This window comes from Polaromonas sp. (assembly GCF_030680935.1).
Taxonomy (GTDB): Bacteria; Pseudomonadota; Gammaproteobacteria; order Burkholderiales; family Burkholderiaceae_C; genus Polaromonas.
On the sequence record NZ_JAUXUP010000009.1, the window covers coordinates 62,282 to 81,126 of the forward strand.

General features: G+C 62.1%; 15 protein-coding genes. 1 reads left to right on the forward strand and 14 read right to left on the reverse strand.

Translation table 11 applies throughout. The annotated features are described in order from the left end of the window. The first annotated feature begins 72 nt into the window (after positions 1-72). A complete protein-coding gene (gene parC, locus Q8L50_RS02555) occupies positions 73-2,430 on the forward strand; it encodes a DNA topoisomerase IV subunit A (RefSeq protein ID WP_305347077.1) in 2,358 nt (785 codons plus the stop codon). Between the two features lie 25 nt (positions 2,431-2,455). Here parC and lysS read toward each other — a convergent pair whose 3' ends face one another. The 14 genes from lysS to Q8L50_RS02625 all read right to left on the reverse strand — a co-directional run bounded on the left by lysS (position 2,456) and on the right by Q8L50_RS02625 (position 18,758). Beyond that, a complete protein-coding gene (gene lysS, locus Q8L50_RS02560; protein ID WP_305347078.1) occupies positions 2,456-4,018 on the reverse strand; it encodes a lysine--tRNA ligase in 1,563 nt (520 codons plus the stop codon). 130 nt (positions 4,019-4,148) lie between these two features. Then, positions 4,149-4,805, reverse strand: a complete 657-nt coding sequence (locus Q8L50_RS02565; RefSeq protein ID WP_305347079.1) for an LON peptidase substrate-binding domain-containing protein — start codon at positions 4,803-4,805, stop codon at positions 4,149-4,151. A 201-nt stretch (positions 4,806-5,006) separates the two neighbouring features. After that, entirely contained in the window at positions 5,007-5,879 is an 873-nt protein-coding gene (gene accD, locus Q8L50_RS02570; protein WP_305347080.1) for an acetyl-CoA carboxylase, carboxyltransferase subunit beta, read from the reverse strand. A gap of 89 nt (positions 5,880-5,968) precedes the next feature. Beyond that, complete coding sequence (trpA, locus tag Q8L50_RS02575) at positions 5,969-6,802, reverse strand: tryptophan synthase subunit alpha (protein ID WP_305347081.1); 834 nt, start codon at positions 6,800-6,802, stop codon at positions 5,969-5,971. After that, complete coding sequence (gene trpB / locus Q8L50_RS02580; RefSeq protein WP_305347082.1) at positions 6,799-8,067, reverse strand: tryptophan synthase subunit beta; 1,269 nt, start codon at positions 8,065-8,067, stop codon at positions 6,799-6,801. The genes trpA and trpB overlap by 4 nt, the downstream gene beginning before the upstream one ends. Further along, positions 8,045-8,788 carry a phosphoribosylanthranilate isomerase gene (locus tag Q8L50_RS02585; RefSeq protein ID WP_305347083.1) on the reverse strand — a complete coding sequence of 248 codons (744 nt, stop codon included), beginning with the start codon at positions 8,786-8,788 and terminating at the stop codon, positions 8,045-8,047. The genes trpB and Q8L50_RS02585 overlap by 23 nt, the downstream gene beginning before the upstream one ends. Continuing rightward, positions 8,785-9,567: a tRNA pseudouridine(38-40) synthase TruA gene (truA, locus tag Q8L50_RS02590; RefSeq protein WP_305347084.1), complete on the reverse strand. Its 783-nt coding sequence runs from the start codon at positions 9,565-9,567 to the stop codon at positions 8,785-8,787. The genes Q8L50_RS02585 and truA overlap by 4 nt, the downstream gene beginning before the upstream one ends. Before the next feature lie 31 nt (positions 9,568-9,598). Beyond that, entirely contained in the window at positions 9,599-12,283 is a 2,685-nt protein-coding gene (locus Q8L50_RS02595; protein ID WP_305347085.1) for a FimV/HubP family polar landmark protein, read from the reverse strand. A gap of 237 nt (positions 12,284-12,520) precedes the next feature. After that, a complete protein-coding gene (gene asd / locus Q8L50_RS02600; protein ID WP_305347086.1) occupies positions 12,521-13,660 on the reverse strand; it encodes an aspartate-semialdehyde dehydrogenase in 1,140 nt (379 codons plus the stop codon). A 276-nt stretch (positions 13,661-13,936) separates the two neighbouring features. Further along, positions 13,937-15,007 carry a 3-isopropylmalate dehydrogenase gene (gene leuB / locus Q8L50_RS02605; RefSeq protein WP_305347087.1) on the reverse strand — a complete coding sequence of 357 codons (1,071 nt, stop codon included), beginning with the start codon at positions 15,005-15,007 and terminating at the stop codon, positions 13,937-13,939. Positions 15,008-15,121: 114 nt separating this feature from the next. Then, complete coding sequence (gene leuD / locus Q8L50_RS02610; RefSeq protein ID WP_305347088.1) at positions 15,122-15,772, reverse strand: 3-isopropylmalate dehydratase small subunit; 651 nt, start codon at positions 15,770-15,772, stop codon at positions 15,122-15,124. An 11-nt stretch (positions 15,773-15,783) separates the two neighbouring features. Continuing rightward, positions 15,784-17,205, reverse strand: coding sequence for a 3-isopropylmalate dehydratase large subunit (gene leuC / locus Q8L50_RS02615; protein WP_305347089.1), 1,422 nt, complete (start codon positions 17,203-17,205; stop codon positions 15,784-15,786). A gap of 33 nt (positions 17,206-17,238) precedes the next feature. Beyond that, the gene (locus Q8L50_RS02620; RefSeq protein ID WP_305347090.1) at positions 17,239-18,183 is read right to left on the reverse strand and encodes a LysR family transcriptional regulator; all 945 of its coding nucleotides are present in this window, start codon (positions 18,181-18,183) and stop codon (positions 17,239-17,241) included. 194 nt (positions 18,184-18,377) lie between these two features. After that, positions 18,378-18,758, reverse strand: coding sequence for a hypothetical protein (locus Q8L50_RS02625; RefSeq protein ID WP_305347091.1), 381 nt, complete (start codon positions 18,756-18,758; stop codon positions 18,378-18,380). Positions 18,759-18,845 lie beyond the last annotated feature (87 nt).

Sequence of the window (18,845 nt, forward strand, 5' to 3'; positions counted from 1 at the left end):
CTGCCGTGGCCTGCCTTGCCGGTGGGGCCTTCCCGATTTTTCGAGCCCGATACTTTTTCATTTTGAGCCCCGATGGACGACTTATTCACGCCTGCCCCGCTTTCAAGCCCCGAGTCACCCGACCAGGAATCCCTGGCCGCTTATGCCCAACGCGCCTACCTTGAATACGCCCTGAGTGTCGTCAAGGGCCGGGCCTTGCCCGATGTCTGCGACGGCCAGAAACCGGTGCAGCGCCGCATTATGTATTCGATGGCGCGCATGGGACTGGGCTTTTCCGGCAACAGCGGCGCCAAGCCGGTTAAAAGCGCGCGGGTGGTCGGCGATGTGCTCGGCAAATACCATCCGCACGGCGACCAGGCGGCGTATGACGCGATGGTGCGCATGGCGCAGGACTTCAGCCAGCGTTACCCGCTGATAGATGGGCAGGGCAATTTTGGCTCCAGAGACGGCGACGGCGCTGCTGCCATGCGATATACCGAGGCGCGGCTGTCGAAAATAACGACGTTGCTGCTTGACGAACTCGACGAAGGCACGGTCGACTTTGTGCCCAATTACGACGGCTCGTTTGAGGAGCCGCGCCTGTTGCCGGCGCGCTTGCCCTTCACCCTGCTCAACGGCGCCAGCGGTATTGCCGTCGGCCTGGCCACCGAGATCCCGAGCCACAACCTGCGCGAAATCGCCGACGCCTGCATTGCGCTGATCAAGACGCCCAAACTGTCCGACGACGAGCTCTACACGCTGATCGCCGGGCCGGATTACCCAGGCGGCGGTCAGATCATCTCCACCTCCGCCGAGATCGCGGCGGCTTACAGCAGCGGGCGCGGCTCGCTCAAGGTGCGCGCGCGCTGGAAGATCGAGGAACTGGCACGCGGCCAGTGGCAACTCGTTGTGCAGGAGCTGCCGCCCGGCGTCAGCACGCAGCGTGTGCTGGAAGAAATTGAAGAAATCACCAACCCGAAAATCAAGGCCGGCAAGAAGGCGCTGAGCCTGGACCAGGTCCAGCTCAAGCAGACCGTGTTGGCCGTGCTCGATGTGGTGCGTGACGAGTCCAGCAAGGACGCCGCCGTGCGCCTGGTGTTCGAGCCCAAGACCAGTCGCATCAGCCAGAGCGAGCTGATCACCACCTTGCTGGCACACACCAGCCTTGAGAGTTCGTCGAGCATCAACCTGACCATGGTCGGGCTGGACGGTCGGCCAACGCAGAAAAACTTGCGGCAGATGCTGACCGAGTGGATCAGCTTCCGCCAGACCACGATTGAGCGGCGCTCGCAACACCGCTTGAACAAGGTGCTGGACCGCATCCACATCCTTGAGGGACGCCAGCTGGTGCTGCTCAATATTGACGAGGTGATTGCCATCATCCGCCAGTCCGATGAACCCAAGGCGGCGCTGATTGCGCGCTTTAATCTCAGTGACCGGCAGGCCGAAGACATTCTTGAAATCCGCCTGCGCCAACTGGCGCGGCTCGAAGCCATCAAGATCGAGCAGGAGCTCAAGGGCCTGCGCGAAGAGCAGGGCAAGCTCGAGGAAATCCTGGGCAGCCCGGCGGCGTTGCGCCGCCTCATGATCAAGGAAATCGAGGTGGATGCCAAACAGTTTGCAGACCCGCGCCGCACGCTGATCCAGGCCGAGAAAAAAGCCGTTCTTGAAGTCAAGGTACTTGATGAGCCGGTGACCGTGGTGGTCAGCGCCAAAGGCTGGGTGCGTGCGCGCAGCGGCCACGGCCACGACGCAGCGAGTTTTGCCTTCAAGTCCGGAGACGGCCTGTACAGCACCTTTGAATGCCGCACGGTCGATACCCTGCTGGTGTTCGGCACGGCGGCCAAAGGCACGGGGCGCGTGTATTCGATTCCGGTGGCGATGTTGCCCGGCGCGCGTGGTGACGGGCAACCGGTGACCACGCTGATCGAACTCGAAGCCGGTACCCAGCCGGCCCACTATTTTGCCGGCCCGGCCGGCGCGACGCTGCTGCTCAGTGGCAGCGGCGGCTACGGCTTCCTGGCGACCGTCGAAAACATGACATCGCGCCTGAAAGCCGGCAAGGCTTTTATCAGTTGCGGTGAAGGGGAGGCGATCTGCAAACCCTCCCATGTCTCGGGCAACAGCGGGACATTGCCACTGAACCCGGCCACACATGTGGCTTGCGCCTCCACGGCGGGGCGCATTCTGACTTTTGAGATCAGTGAGCTCAAGACCCAGCCGGCCGGTGGCCGTGGCCTGATGCTGATCGACCTGGATGCCAAGGACACCCTGGCTGGTGCGGCGGCCTACACCCGCAGCGTGAAAATCGAGGGCATCGGTCGAGGCGGCAAGGCGCGCGAAGAAACGCTGGAAATCCGCAGCCTGAACAATGCCCGGGCTGCACGCGCGCGCAAGGGCAAGGCGGCAGACCTGGGGTTCAAACCGACCGCGATATCGCGGGTGGAATAAGTGCCGCACCGATGCGGCTGAGGCCTCAGGCCTCGTGCCGCAGCGCCGGGAAAAGAATCACGTCGCGGATGCTGGCGCTGTCTGTCAGCAGCATCATCAGGCGGTCTATGCCTATGCCGCAACCGCCGGTGGGCGGCATGCCGTACTCCAGGGCGCGCACATAGTCGGCGTCGTAATGCATGGCTTCTTCGTCACCGCCATCCTTGGCGTCTGACTGGGCCAGAAAACGCGCGGCCTGGTCTTCGGCGTCGTTAAGCTCGCTGAAACCGTTGCCAAACTCGCGGCCAGTGATGTACAGCTCGAAACGTTCAGTCACCTCAGGCCGTGCATCGTTGGCTCTGGCCAGTGGCGAGATTTCGGTCGGGTGCTCCATGATGAAAGTGGGCTGCCAGAGCTTTTCTTCCACCGTCTCTTCAAAGTAGGTGACCTGCAGGCTGGGCAGCGAGCGGGCCTCCAGCTTGTCTTTGGCGCTGTGTTTGCCGAGTTTTTTCAGTGCGTCCAGCAGCCAGGCGGCGTTGTCAACGTTGGCACCTGCATCGGTGTGTTTGATGATGGCTTCGCGTATCGTCAGGCGCTCAAACGGCTGGCTCAGGTCCACCGGTTTGCCCTGGTAACTCAGCTCGGTGCCGCCGCAGACCTGTTGCGCAATGTGGCGGATCAGCTTTTCGGTGTAGGCCATCAGGTCTTCGTAGTTCCACCACGCGGCGTAAAACTCCATCATCGTGAATTCGGGGTTGTGCCGCACGCTGATGCCTTCGTTGCGAAAGCTGCGGTTGATCTCGAACACCCGCTCAAAACCGCCGACGATCAGGCGCTTGAGGTACAGCTCGGGCGCAATGCGCAAAAACATCTGCTGGTCCAGCGCGTTGTGGTGTGTGACAAATGGCTTGGCATTGGCACCACCCGGAATCGGGTGCAGCATCGGTGTTTCAACTTCGAGGAAGTCGTGGTCCACCATGAAGCTGCGCATGCTGGACACCGCCTTGCTGCGGTTGGCAAAACGCTGGCGCGCGGCAGCGTCGGTGATCAGGTCCACATACCGCTGGCGGTACTTGACCTCCTGGTCGGCCACGCCGTGAAACTTGTCAGGCAAGGGCCGCAGGCTCTTGGTGACCAGGCGGATGCCGGTGGCATGAATCGACAGCTCGCCGGTTTTGGTTTTGAACAGGGTGCCGGTGGCGGCCACGATGTCGCCCAGGTCCCAGTGCTTGAACGCGTTGTGCAGATCTTCGCCGACGCCTTCGTTGTTGATGTAGACCTGGATGCGGCCGCCAGAAGGCCCGAAAGACGCATCCTGCAGCGTGGCAAAACTGGCCTTGCCCATCACGCGCTTCAGCATCATGCGGCCGGCAACGTTGACGCTGACGGCCAGCGGTTCCAGCTCTTCCTTGGTTTTGCTCTCGTACTGCGCAAACAGCGCTTCGGCCCGGTGCGCAGGTTTTACGTCGTTTGGAAAAGCCACACCTTTGCCCTCAGCCTGATGCTGGCGCATGGACCTGAGCTTGTCACGGCGCTCGGCCATGAGTTGGTTCTCGTCGTGCGCCGGGGTGGTCGTAGGGGACGGGGATGTTTCGTTGTGGTTGGACATGAAGAACTTATAAAAAAACAGCGGGCCGATCCTGGACAGGCACGTCAGCCGATGGCCAGCAAGGCCATGGAATGCGCCAAACCCGTGATTTTAGGCTGCGTGGCCGCCCGCCGGTCAGGCGGGGCCGGACTTACATCGCGATGCCGGTGCGCTCCAGGATGTCACTGACCAGCTCCAGCCGCACCAGCGGGTTGTCCAGCTCCATCAGGCGTTGCTTGAGCTCGACCGGCATGGGCAGCAGTTCACACCAGCGGTTCGCCACCCAGCTGCAGTCGTCCAGCCGGTAGGGTGGCTCCAGCGGCATCTGGTCGGCGGGGATCGCACGATCCTGCAAGGTCTTGATCAGCTTGCCCAGCGCGTTGGCGGCTTTGCGCAGGTCATCGGGCACCTGGACGTTCTGGTCGTCGTCAAGCCGGGTCACGTCGGCAATCCAGAGGCCGTGCTTGAGTTTTTCGTGGCTGGAAATCTCGAACCGCTGGGTGCCGCTGCAGCGAATCACCATCAGCCCCGGCTGCGGTACCGAAAAGCTGGTGATGGTGGCCAGTGTGCCCACGGCACTGAAGGCTTCCGTGGCAAAACCGTCACCGCTGGGCCCGTCCTCCGGCTTGCGCACTTCCGAGCCCTGGGTCAGCGCCACCACACCAAATGGCGCACCGGTCTTGTGGCATTTGCCAATCATGTCGAGGTAACGCACCTCAAAAATCCGCAGTGGCAGCAGGCCGCCGGGGTAAAGCACCGTGCCCAGCGGGAACAGCGGCAAGGAAGAAAGGGTGAGGGCGTCAGGCATCGGTCGTGCGGGCGGAAAATTTCTCTGTTTCGATATCTTCCCACGATCCTGTTTCCCCGTGCCCGGGCTCAGGCTCCGTGGGGGCATTGCCGGCAGGGAGCACGGCGGGAATGGATGTCAAATCAGGCTCTGGCCTTTGCTGGAAAAGCGCAAGTAGCTACTAAGTAAATAGCATATTGAGGTGTCTGGCAACACCCGGCTTCAGGCGACCGCGTCCGCCGGTTGCTTGAGCAGCATGGCCAGTGAGTTGGCCACGGTCTTGCGCAGCTCACGCCGGTCGCAGATGAAGTCCACTGCGCCTTTGGTCTGCAAAAACTCGGCGCGCTGGAAGCCTTCTGGCAGGGTCACACGCACGGTCGATTCGATCACGCGCGGGCCGGCAAAACCGATCAGCGCTTTCGGCTCGGCAATCACGATGTCGCCCACAAACGCAAAGCCGGCGCTGACACCGCCCATGGTTGGGTCGGTCAACACGCTGATGTAAGGCAGGCCTTTTTTGGCCAGCCGGGTCAGCGACGCATTGGTTTTGGCCATCTGCATCAGGCTCAGCAGGCCTTCCTGCATGCGTGCGCCGCCGGTGGCGGTGAAGCAGATGAAGGGCACTTTCTGCTCGATCGCGGCATGCACGCCGCGCACAAAACGCTCGCCCACCACGCTGCCCATGCTGCCGCCCATGAAGTCAAACTCAAAACAGGCGACCACCACACCAATGCTGTGTACCGCGCCACCCATGACGATCAGCGCGTCGGTCTCGCCGGTGTTTTCAAGGGCTTCTTTCAGGCGCTCGGGGTACTTGCGGCTGTCCTTGAACTTGAGCGGATCGACCGGCAGCACTTCCTGGCCGATTTCATAACGACCTTCCGGGTCCAGAAACGAGTCCAGCCGGGCGCGGGCGTCCATGCGGTGGTGGTGGCTGCACTGTGGGCAGACGTTCTGGTTTTTCTCCAGATCGGTCTTGTACAGCACGGCTTCACAGCTGGGGCACTTGACCCACAGGCCCTCGGGCACACTGCGGCGCTCGGTCGGGTCGGTGGGGGTGATTTTGGGCGGGAGGAGTTTTTCTAGCCAGGACATGGTCGATTATTCCTTGGGTACTGGTGAAGAGCTGCCCAGCCACCTGCGCAGGGCACCGGCGGTTGGGCAAAACCGGAAAAGAAAGGGGATTATGCGCTGCCCGGCGTTCCGGTTGATAGGTCCAGCGCAGTACGGATTTCGCGCAAAAAATCGCGCACGACAGCCGCCACCTTTTCGCGCGGCTGACCTTCTATCAGCTGGATGATGCGGGTGCCTATGACCACCGCATCGGCGACGCGGCTGATGGCCAGGGCGGTGGCCGCGTCGCGTATGCCGAAACCGACGCCGACCGGGATGCTGACATGTTCACGTATGCGTGGCAGCATTGCCTCTACAGCGCCCAGGTCTAGCGCGCCGGAACCAGTCACGCCCTTGAGCGAGACGTAGTACACATAACCGCTGGCGACCTGTGCCACCTGCGCCATACGCGTTGCGGTAGATGTGGGCGCCAGCAGAAAGATCAGGTCCATCTGGTGCGCGCGCAGGGTGGCGGCAAATGCCACACATTCCTCGGGCGGGTAATCCACGACCAGAATGCCGTCCACACCAGCCGCTGAAGCATCGCGCACAAAGCTGTCTTTGCCGCGTTTGAGGTCGTAGGCTTCGATCGGGTTGGCGTAGCCCATCAGCACTACGGGCGTTTTGCTGTCGCCCTGGCGGAACAGACGCACCATCTCCAACACCTGCACCAAGCCTATGCCCATGGCCAGCGCCTTGTCACCGGCTTTCTGGATCACCGGGCCATCGGCACTGGGGTCTGAAAAAGGCACGCCGAGCTCGATCACGTCGGCGCCACCGGCCACCATGCCATGCATGAGTTCAGGCGTGATGTCGGCGTAAGGAAAGCCTGCCGTGACATACGGAATCAAAGCCTTGCGGCCAGCGGCCTGCAGCGCGGCCAGGGTAGGCTGAATGCGGCTCATCGCAGCACCTCAATCACACTCGTGCCGCCCTTGATGCTCTGGCCCTGGCACGACGGCCTGCAATAAAAACTCGCTTTTGACAGGTCGGCCACCGTGCCAATGTCTTTGTCACCGCGCCCCGACAGATTGACCAGGATGGATTGGTCGCTGCGCATGGTTTTGGCCAACTGCATCGCATAGGCTAGGGCGTGGCTTGATTCAAGGGCGGGAATGATGCCTTCGGTGCGGCACAGATAGTGAAAAGCCGACAGCGCCTCGGCGTCGGTGATGCCGACGTATTCGGCGCGGCCAATGTCTTTCAGGAAAGCATGCTCAGGACCGACGCCGGGGTAGTCGAGGCCTGCGCTGATGCTGTGGGTCTCGGTCACCTGGCCGTCCTCGTTTTGCAGTACGTAGGTGCGGTTACCGTGCAACACGCCGGGCACGCCACGTTGCAGCGAGGCCGAGTGTTTGCCGCTGTCCATGCCTTCGCCGGCGGCTTCAACACCAATCAGGCGCGTTTTTTCATGCGCAATGTACGGGTGGAAGATGCCCATGGCGTTGCTGCCGCCACCTACACAGGCAATCACCGCATCGGGTTGTTTACCGCCCGTCATTTCGGGCATTTGCACCAGGCATTCCTCGCCGATCACACTCTGGAAATCGCGCACCATCATCGGGTAGGGGTGCGGGCCGGCGACCGTGCCAATGATGTAGAAGGTGTTGTCCACATTGGCGACCCAGTCGCGCATGGCTTCGTTCAGCGCGTCTTTCAAGGTCTTGCTGCCGGATTCGACCGGCACCACGGTCGCGCCCAGCAGTTTCATTCGATAGACGTTGGGGCTCTGGCGCTTGACGTCTTCGCTGCCTATATAGACAACACATTCGAGGCCGTAACGCGCGCAGATGGTGGCTGTGGCCACGCCGTGTTGTCCGGCGCCGGTTTCGGCAATCACGCGCGGCTTGCCCATGCGTTTGGCCAGCATGGCCTGGCCGATGGTGTTGTTGATCTTGTGCGCGCCGGTGTGGTTCAGGTCCTCGCGCTTGAGGTAGATCTGCGCGCCGCCCTGCTCGCGGCTGGTGCGCGCCGCGTGATAAATCGGCGAGGGGCGGCCGACAAAGTGTTTGAGCTCGTAGTGAAATTCTGCAAGGAACTCCGGGTCGTGCTGGTACTTCGCGTAGGCGGCCTTGAGTTCGTTGATCGCGTGTGTCAGTGTCTCAGAGACAAAACTGCCGCCGTAAATCCCGAAGTGACCCGTGGGGTCAGGTTGCTGGTAGGTGTACATGGTTCTTCACAAGTTGTTCGTCGGCAGCGCGAACGGCTGCGACAAACTGGTTGATTTTGTCGGCGCTTTTGATTCCCTTGAGGGTGGCCCCTCCGGTAGCGGAAATCTCGACGCCCGAGCTGACATCAACAGCCAGCGTTTTACAACGCGGCCTGACTTGCAAAATGCCATCGGTCACATTTGCAGGTGTGAGTCCACCAGACAAAACGAGGTGAGCGTTGACGCTTGGAGGAAGAAGTGACCAATTGAATGTTTTTCCGCCGCCGCCAAACCCTTCGATATGTGCGTCGAGCAGGATGGCTTGGGCTTCTTTGAAGTCTTGTACGTATTTTACGAGATCGAAGCCGGCGCCGGCTGCGCGTGGCTTTTCATCCAGGGGTATTCGGGCTGCACGAATGAAAGGCCGGGCAGTCTGTCGGCAGGCCTCGGGCGTTTCATCACCATGAAATTGCAGTAAAGCCGTTGGCAGGCGTGCGCAAGCAGCTATGATTTCAGGAGCAGATGCGTTCACAAAAAGAAGCACCGGCGTCACAAACGGGGGCAGGCGGCGGGCCAGCTCGGCCGCGCGTTCGGCGCTGACGCTGCGCGGGCTCGGGGCGTAGAGTACAAAACCCACGGCATCGGCGCCCGCCGCCACGGCGGCGTCCACGTCTTCCTCGCGGGTGAGGCCGCAGATCTTGATGCGCGTGCGGTGCAATGGTGAAGTGGAAAGCAGGGTCATGGAATCCAATCATAGGCCGCCGTGTGGGTCGGCAGGCCGTAATGGTCTTCGTAACGCGGCCCCAGAAAATACAGGCCGTCTGGCGAGAAGGTGGGGGCTGCTGCGTCACGGTTGCGCGCGGCCACCACTTCGGCCAGCCAGTCGGGCGCCTGCAGGCCCTGGCCAACCGCCACCAGGCAACCCATGATGTTGCGGATCATGTGGTGCAAAAAGGCATTGGCTTCAAACTCAAAACGCCAGTAGCAGCCTTGCCGCGAAACCTCAATCCGGCTGATGGTCTTGACGGGTGACTTGGCCTGGCACTGCGCCGCGCGGAAGGAGCTGAAGTCGTGTTCGCCAATCAGGTGGCCCATGGCGGTACGGATGGCTGTCTCGTCCATGGGCCGGTAAACCCAGCCCACGCGGCCAGCCTCGACGCTGGGGCGCACCGGCGACTCGAGCAGCACATAGGCATAACGCCGGCTGATGGCACTGCCCCGGCAATGAAAGTCCTCAGGGACAACCTGTGCCCACTGCACGGCAATATCGCGTGGCAAAAAGGCGTTGGTGCCGCGTACCCAGGAGGGCAGCTCGCGCTGTAATTCGGTGTCAAAGTGAACCACCTGCATCAGCCCGTGCACGCCAGCATCGGTACGGCCGGCGCACAGGGTGCGCAAGGGCATGGCCGCGAATTTGCGCAGCGCCTTTTCAAGCTGGTCCTGCACGGTGTTGCCCGAAAGCTGGCTTTGCCAGCCTTCGTAGCCGGTGCCGTTGTAGCTCAGACCGAGGGCGATCCTCATGGGCGCCGTCCCGCAGGAAAATGAACAGGCGTCAGAACAAGGCGTTCAGGAAAGCCTGGGCCTTGCCCTTGAGCGAACCGCTCGATTGGGCCAGCACTTCCTCTGCCAGTGAACGTGCACCGTCGACGTCGCCGATCGCGCGAAACTCTTCGGCCAGTGCAAACTTGGTTTCCAGGGGATCTTCGAAACTGGCAGACAGAGCACCTGCTTCTGTGGTGATTTTCTGGCTTTCTGTGGTCTGGCTGTCCAGGTCCAGCGAGAGGGCGCCCAGGTCAAACTCAAGCATGCCGCCAGTGGTTTCCATCGGGCTGGCTGCTGTGGTGACCTCAGGCTCTGTGTCGAAGCTCAGCGCGTTGAAGTCTGGCAGTGGGGGTGGCGGTGGTGGTGGTGGTGGTGGTGGTGGCTCTGCCGTAGCTTGAAAGGACATCGCCGGTACGGCCATTGTCGATGTGCTGAAGTCCAGGCTGTTGTCTGCCGGGGCAGCGGCCGGCGCCGACGCGAAGGCCGGCATGGCCAATGTGGGTTCGGGCAATGGAGCAGCTGCAGTGACTGCGGACGGCACTGCCGGTTCGTCGCCGAGTGAGAAGTCCAGATCAAGGTCGAAGTCGACCGCAGCAGCGGGCTCCTCGTCCACCATGGGCAAGTCCTGCCGCTGGTTGTGTGCCGCGATAGCCGCGGCACCGGCAGCTGCCGCCAGGACGCTTGAGCCTGCAGAGACGGGCTGACCGCCGGGCTCGTACATCGCGTTTGCGGGGTCCAGATCGCGTCCCATTTCAGCCACATGGGCCCATTCAACGCCCTGTCCGCGCGTCAGGTGGTAAGTGTCGGTGGCGACGCCCTCAAAAGCCTTGATGTCGCGGCGTTTGGCGTAAATTTCAAGCAGCTTGGCATGGATGGCCACGCGCCCCGGGTTCACGCGAATCGCCTCTTTGAGAATTTCTTCTGCCTGCAGGTCGCGTCCGTAGGCCAGGTACACATCCGCCTCTGCCACCGGGTCCACGTCGCCGGCTGCATCGAGCTGGCTCGGCGAATAAACCATGGATGAACCTGTGACATTGGCTTCACTGGTGTCTATGCGCTGGCCGCCGCTGGCGCCAAAGAAAGAGTCGGGCTGCAGGCGGCTTTCCAGGAAGGAGCTGTCCACCGACACGGCATTTTTGCGCTGACGCGCGCGGTACACGCCAAACCCCAGCAGCAGCAGCAGCAGGGCGGCAGCGCCGTAGAGGATGAGCGGGTTTTCAAGCAGGTCGTCGATCAGGCTGGGCTCGGGCGGTGGGGGCGGTGCAACCACCACAGGTTTTTTGACCGCGGCCACCACAGGTGCCGGTGCGCTGGCGACCGGAGCAGCCGCAGGGCTGCTGGCCGCCACCATGGCGGGAGCGCTTGCCGTGGACGTTGAAGGCGCTGCGGCGACGGGGCTGCTGGCCGGCAGCATGGCCGCCGTTGGGGCAGGTGTTGGGGCAGGTGTTGCCTGGTTGGCTGGCGCAACCGGCACAGCACCGGGCTGGGTCACTGTGACACCGGGTGCTGGCGCCGCAGCGGTTGCCGGCACCGGCGCAGGTGCTGCTGCCGGGGCGGGCGCGGCGCCCAGTTTGTTCAGATCGCTGATGTTTTTGGAGAGCTCAGCCACGCGTGCAGCGGCCTCTTTGGCCTGGCGGTCCTGGGCAATCTTGTCTTCGGCCGCCTTGCCTTGCACCGCACCTTTGGAAAGCGTCAGCTTGTCAGGTGTGGTTGCTGCTGGCGCGCGGTCTTCAACCTTGGCCTGGAGCTGTCCAGTGGCCTTGCGATCACTGCCTTCGACGCGGGCGGTCGGCGCACCGTCCGCCAGCTTGCGGCGGAAGTCGTTGAAGTCCTTGCTCTGCGCAACAATGGTACGGCTGGCTTCGGCTGGGGGCAGGAACTCTGCCTGATCGCCAGCGGGGACCTCCAGCACGGCGCCGGCTTTGAGCCGGTTGACGTTGCCACCTATGAAAGCATCGGGGTTGCTGCGCAGCAATGCCACCAGCATCTGGTCCAGCGATACGCTGGCGGGCTTGGTTTGCGCGGCAATTTTTCCGGCGGTGTCGCCGGACTTCACGACAATTTTCTGGCCATCCGGAGATGCGGCCCGTGCGGCGGGCGCAGCTGGTGGTGCAGGGGCCTGGGCCACTGGTGCCGGTCTGGGCGGCGGGCTGGACGGCGGGGGCGCGGCTGCAACAGGTGGTGAAGCTGCCGGGGGTAATGTGGCCACTGGCGGCGGAGCCGGCCGCGAAACAATCGGTGCGGTAGGTGCAGCCATCGGTGGCGATGCAGCCTGGCGCAGGTTGGGCGGGTCAAACAGCATCGTGTAGTCACGCACGATGCGCCCGGACGCCCAGCGGGCCTCCAGGATCAGGTCAACAAAGGGCTCGGCAACGGGGCGCTCGCTGCTCAGGCGCAGGAAGGAGCGGCCATCGGCGCGGCGCTGCAGGCTGATTTGTACATTGGTCACCGCTGCGGTGTATTCCAGACCTGCGGCCTTGAACGCGTCGGCGCTGGCAACGCTGGTGCGAAGGGTCGAAGCCTCTTCGGCGCTGATCTCAACAATCTCGATTTCAGCGCGCAGGGGCTCGCCGAGGGCTGATTGCACCGTCACCCGACCCAGGCCCAGTGCCTGAACCGGCAGACTGACAACGCTACCCAACAGTGCAATGGCCGCTGCAAGCGCACCCACACGCCAACGGCCTGATGGATTCATGGGGGTTTGAGCCTCCGGTGATCGGTCTGCATAAAATTTTATTCTGCTGGTCCGCACAAAAACCTCAACGCTAATTTTGAACAAAACAACATTAACATCAAGGCATTAGGCTGACAAGCTAAGACAGCACTTAAGTTTTGACACGCCGGGTTAGCGTGAACTTACAACTTGCACTTGTTGTCTGACGACAACGGGATGTGACAAGTGGTTACGCCGCCTTCAGCTTCCTTGCCCGCATCAACCCTGGATCAGAATACGCAGCATGCGCCGCAAGGGCTCGGCGGCACCCCATAACAACTGGTCGCCGACAGTGAAAGCACCGAGGTAATCCGGCCCCATGGCCAGCTTGCGCAGGCGGCCCACCGGGATGTCCATGGTGCCGGTCACGGCCACGGGTGTCAGCCCGGCCATGGTCGCTTCACGGGTGTTGGGCACGACCTTGACCCAGTCATTGTCGGCGGCGATCAGGGCTTCGATGTCGGCCAGCGGCACATCTTTCCTGAGCTTGAACGTGAGCGCCTGGCTGTGGCAACGCATGGCGCCTACCCGCACGCAGAAGCCGTCTACAGGGGTCTCGGCAGTGCCGAAGCTGGCACCCTGACCCAGGATCTTGTTGGTCTCTGCGCCGGCTTTCCATTCTTCCTTGCTCATGCCATTGCCTAGATCCTTGTCGATCCAGGGGATCAGCGAGCCGCCCAGCGGCACGCCGAAGTTGGCGGTCTCGAACGTGCCCAGCGCTTGCTGTTTTGCCAGGATGCGGCGGTCAATCTCCAGGATGGCGGATTTCGGATCGTCCAGCAATGCCTTGACTTCGCCGTTGAGCGAGCCGAACTGGGTCAGCAGCTCGCGCATGTGTTGCGCGCCGCCGCCCGACGCCGCCTGGTAGGTCATGCTGGTCATCCACTCGACCAAGCCAGCCTTGTACAGCGCGCCCACACCCATCAGCATGCAGCTCACGGTGCAGTTGCCGCCAATCCAGTTTTTGCCTCCCCTGGTCAGCGCTTTCTGGATGACCGGCAGGTTGACCGGGTCCAGCACGATGATGGCATCGTCGTTCATGCGCAGGGTCGATGCCGCATCAATCCAGTGGCCGTTCCAGCCGGCAGCGCGCAGCTTGGGATAGACCTCGGAGGTGTAGTCGCCGCCCTGGGCGGTGATGATGACGTCACATTTTTTCAGGGCCGCAATGTCGAACGCGTCTTTCAGCGTGGTTTCATTTTTGGCCTGCGCTGGGGCTTTGCCGCCAGCGTTCGAGGTCGAAAAGAAAACCGGCTCGATCAGATCGAAGTCGCCCTCGGCCTGCATGCGGTCGATCAGCACCGAGCCGACCATGCCGCGCCAGCCGACGAGTCCTGTGAGATTGCCTGAGAGTTTCATGGGATTGCCCTTTTCAAAAAATATGCTTTTTGACCCGGCCCATCGGGCCGGCAGGGCACGACGAACCGGGCTTGCTAGCCTTTAATGGTCGTCGTTTTGGTGGTCTGGGCAAAAACCGGCGCAGCACTGATCGCGCGCGAAGCGGCGATCAAGCGGGTGAGTGCGGGGTTTTTACGCATGGCTTGATTGTAACCAGAGCGCGCCGAATTTTGCTGGCGGCCCGCTTTGAGGCTGCTACCCGCCGCACTTTTTTAGAGGGGATGCGGCGAAAAAACATCAACCCAGGGCTTTGACGACAGCATTGCCCATTTCGACGGTACCTACCCGGGTGGTGCCGTCGCTGTAAATGTCGGGCGTACGCAGGCCTTGCGTCAACACCGCGTCCACGGCTTTTTCGATACGCGCGGCGGCTTCGGGCTGATTCAGGCTGAAACGCAGCATCATGGCCGCGCTCAGGATGGTGGCCAGCGGATTGGCAACGCCTTTGCCGGCAATGTCGGGCGCGCTGCCGTGGCTGGGTTCGTACAGGCCCTGGTTTTTGGTGTTCAGGCTGGCAGAGGGCAACATGCCGATGCTGCCCGTCAGCATGGCGGCGGCGTCGGACAGGATGTCACCGAACATGTTGCCGGTCACCACCACGTCGAACTTCTTGGGCGCCTTGACCAGCTGCATGGCGGCGTTGTCCACATACATGTGATCCAGCGCCACGTCGGGGTACTGCAAACCGACTTCAGTGACGATGTCTTTCCAGAACTGGAAGGTCTCCAGCACATTGGCCTTGTCAACGCTGGTCACGCGGCTGCCGCGCTTGCGTGCTGCCTGGAAGGCAACATGGGCAATGCGTTCGATCTCGGGGCGTGAATATCGCATGGTGTCAAACGCTTCCTCGCTGCCGGGGAAGTGGCCATCAGTGGCGGTACGCCGACCGCGCGGTTGGCCGAAGTAGATGTCGCCGGTCAGCTCGCGGATGATCAGGATGTCCAGGCCGGCCACCAGCTCGCGTTTCAGGCTGGAGGCATCCACCAGCTGCGGGTAACAGATGGCAGGGCGGAAGTTGGCGAACAGGCCCATGTTCTTGCGCAGGCCGAGGATGGCCTGCTCGGGGCGCAGGGGCCGGTCCAGTTTGTCGTACTTCCAGTCGCCGACTGCGCCGAACAACACGGCGTCTGAGGCTTGCGCCAGTTTGAGCGTGGCGTCGGGCAGCGGATGGCCGTGTGCTTCGTAGGCGGCGCCTCCCACCAGCGCCGTCTCGGTTTCAAATTTCAGATCCAGTGCGCCCAGGACCTTGACGGCCTCGGCGACGATTTCGGTGCCGATGCCGTCACCGGGAAGAATTGCGATTTTCATGTTTTGATGTTTTCTTGCTATTGTTTTTGCAGCTGCTTACGCAGGCCAGTAAAGGGCTGAAGGCAGTTTTGACTTGAATATTTCAGAAGATCAGAAGATCAGGCGATCAGGCGATCAGGCGATCAGCCGCTTGGCCAGCCAGGGCTTGGTGGCCAGCCGCTCGGCTTCGAATGCCTTGATCTTGTCACTCTGGCGCAGGGTCAGGCCAATGTCGTCATAACCGCCCAGCAGGCAGAATTTCTTGAAGGCCTGAACTTCGAAGGCAATTTCTTCGCCTTGCGGTTTGATCACCACCTGGCGCTCCAGATCAATCGTGAGCTGATAGCCGGGAAAGGCCAGCGCTTCGCCAAACAGCTGCCCGACCTGTTCCTCGCTCAGCACGATGGGCAAGAGGCCGTTCTTGAAGCTGTTGTTGAAAAAAATGTCGGCGTAGCTGGGCGCGATGATGGCTCTGAAGCCGTATTGGTCCAGCGCCCAGGGCGCATGTTCGCGTGAGGAGCCGCAACCGAAATTTTTGCGCGCCAGCAGGATGGACGCCCCCTTGTAGCGCGGCTGGTTCAGCACGAAGTCGGGGTTGGGCTTGCGCGTGCTCAGGTCCTGCCCGGGAAAGCCCGGGTCCAGGTAACGCCAGGCGTCAAACAGGTTGGGGCCGAAACCGGTCTTGCGAATGGACTTGAGAAACTGCTTGGGGATGATCGCGTCGGTATCGACGTTTTCACGGTCCATGGGCGCGACCAGCCCTTTGTGGATGTTGAATTTCTGCATGATGGCCTCGCTTACGAAAATTTCCGAATGTCGACGAAGTGGCCGTGTACCGCCGCTGCAGCAGCCATTGCCGGGCTGACCAGATGGGTGCGGCCGCCGGCACCCTGCCGGCCCTCGAAGTTGCGGTTGCTGGTGGACGCGCAGCGCTCGCCCGGCTCCAGCCGGTCGGCGTTCATGGCCAGGCACATCGAGCAGCCGGGCTCGCGCCACTCGAACCCTGCGGCTACAAAAATCTTGTCCAGACCTTCGCGCTCGGCTTGTTCCTTGACCAGGCCCGAACCCGGCACCACCAGCGCCAACTTGACGTTGCTGGCCACCTTCTGGCCGATTTTCTGGATGATGGCGGCGGCTTCGCGCATGTCTTCGATGCGGCTGTTGGTGCAGGAGCCAATGAAGACCTTGTCGACCATGATGTCGTTGATGGCCTTGCCAGGCTGCAGGCCCATGTAAGTCAGCGCGCGTTCGATGGCGTCGCGCTTGTTGGCGTCTTTTTCCTTGTCCGGATCGGGCACGCGGTCGTCGATGGACAGCACCATCTCGGGCGAGGTGCCCCAGGTGACCTGTGGCCGGATCTGGCTGGCATCGAGTTTGACCACTGCGTCGAATTTTGCGTCGGCATCGGACTGCAGCGTGTTCCAGTACAACACCGCCTGGTCCCACTCCACGCCTGTGGGGGCTAGCGGGCGGCCTTTGACGTAGGCAATGGTTTTTTCATCTACCGCCACCAGGCCGGCGCGGGCGCCAGCTTCAATAGCCATGTTGCAGACCGTCATGCGGCCTTCCATGCTCAGTGCACGTATGGCCGGGCCGCCAAATTCAATCGTGTAGCCGGTGCCGCCCGCCGTACCGATTTTGCCGATGATGGCCAGCACGATGTCCTTGCCGGTCAGACCCGGCGCCAGTTTTCCGTCCACCTGTACCAGCATGTTTTTTGCTTTTTTGGCGAGCAGGGTTTGCGTCGCCATCACATGCTCGACCTCGCTGGTGCCTATGCCGTGCGCCAGTGCGCCAAAGGCGCCGTGGGTCGACGTGTGCGAGTCGCCGCAGACCACCGTCATGCCAGGCAGGGTGGCGCCGGTCTCGGGGCCCATCACATGCACGATGCCCTGGCGTTTTGACAGAAAGGGGAAGTAAGCCGCGGCGCCGAACTCGGCGATGTTGCTGTCCAGCGTGGTGATCTGCTCTTTGCTGACCAGGTCGGTGATGCCGTCGTAGCCCAATTCCCAGCCAGTGGTCGGCGTGTTGTGGTCGGCGGTGGCGACGATGGAGCTGATGCGCCAGACCTTTCGTCCCGCTTCACGCAGGCCTTCAAAAGCCTGCGGGCTGGTGACCTCATGCACCAGGTGCCGGTCAATGTAGAGGATGGCGGTGCCGTCTTCCTCGGTGTGGACAACGTGTTCGTCCCAGATCTTGTCGTAGAGGGTGCGTCCCATGTGGTTTCCTTCGTGGTCTCTGATTTTAAGTAGTCAGGCGGTGGTGCTTGCCGGCTCGGTGGCAACCGCGCGCGCGGTAAGGTGATCGACCAGCAGGCGGGCGGTGACCGGCAGGCTGGAAAAATCGCGGGACACCAGCTCGATGCGGCGCTCGGCCCAGTTGTTGGTCAGCGCGACAGATTCAAGCGCGCCGACGCCGTGCATCAGTTCGAAAGCGCGTTGCGGCATGACGCCGACACCCAGGCCGTTGTGAATCATGCGGCACATGGCGTCCAGCCCGGTGACGTGGATACGCAGCTTGATGGTGCGGCCGGCCAGCGCGGCGGCATCACGCATGGCCAGGTAGATTGAACTGTTCGAATGCAGGCCAACGTGGTCGAAGTCCAGGCTGTCCTCGAAAGCAATGGTGTCCTGCATGCCCAGCACGTGGCCGCGCGGCACGATCATGACCAGCCGGTCCCGGCGGTAAGGCAGCGACTGCAGGTCGCCGATGCCGTCGGCGGTGTTGCAGATTCCGAGGTCCGCCGCGCCTTCCTGCACCGCACGAACCACTTCCGTGCTCAGGTGTTCTTCCAGGTCGATCTTGACCTCGGGGTGCTGGCCGATGAAGGCGCCCAGGTCTTCCGGGAAAAACTGGACGATGGCCGAAATGCTGGCGTGCACCCGCACGTGGCCGCGCACCCCGTTGGCATATTCGCTGAGCTCGCCCTGCATTTTTTCCAGGCTGAACAGCACCGAGCGCGCATGGTGCAGCAGGCTCTGGCCCGCGGGCGTCAGGTCCACGCCGCGCGTGTGGCGGTAAAGCAGCGGGGTGTCGAGCGCGGCTTCCAGGTCTGAAAGCCGCTTGCTCACGGCCGAAGCCGCAATGAATTCGCGCTCTGCAGCCTTGCCGATGCTGCCGAGCTCACACACCGCCACAAACAATTGCAGCGAAGTCAGGTCTATTCGGCGGGCGAAGTTGCGTTCAGAGCTTTTCATAAAAGACTAAAGTCATCGCGTTTTGCGATGAGTAGTCATTTTGCAGGCATATTTGACGGTTTGTCGTCGCGATATGCGATGGCTGGCGTACCGGTTGCTGACGACCCTGCCAGCGATTGCCCTGAAATTGGCAGCGTTTTCCGGATCCAGCCCCTGCTGCGTATGGGCGAGCAGCTATTGAAATAATAGCGCTGTCAGTCGATGATTTTTGCCGGATCGAGCGCGCGGACCCGGGGATCCACGTTGTAGCCGCCGAACTCGGTGTAACGCAGCAGATGCCGGTTGCAGCGGCTGCAGTGCCAGACATCGCTGCGGTTGTAGGGGAAAAACTGGATGGCCACCGGCGCATCCGGTGCGTCGTAGCGCGTGCCCTGGGGGTGTTTTTCCTCCAGCGTCGCTTCTTCAAGGGCCGGGTCACAGAGGGTGGCCACCTGCGTCATCTGCCCGGTTTCCCAGCGGTATTCGGCCAGACTTTCCCAGCCCGGGCAGGCCCCAAGGGCGCAGCTACAGGCGCGGGTCGGGGTGGTCTGGGCCAGGGCTGAACGCAACTCGGCGGCGGTTTGGATGAATTTCAAGGGTGCCCTCCGGTGGCGGTGACAAACGCAAAAAAGCCCGCCGGTGTTGCCACGGGCGGGCTCTACGTGTTCAGGACGCTGAACCCC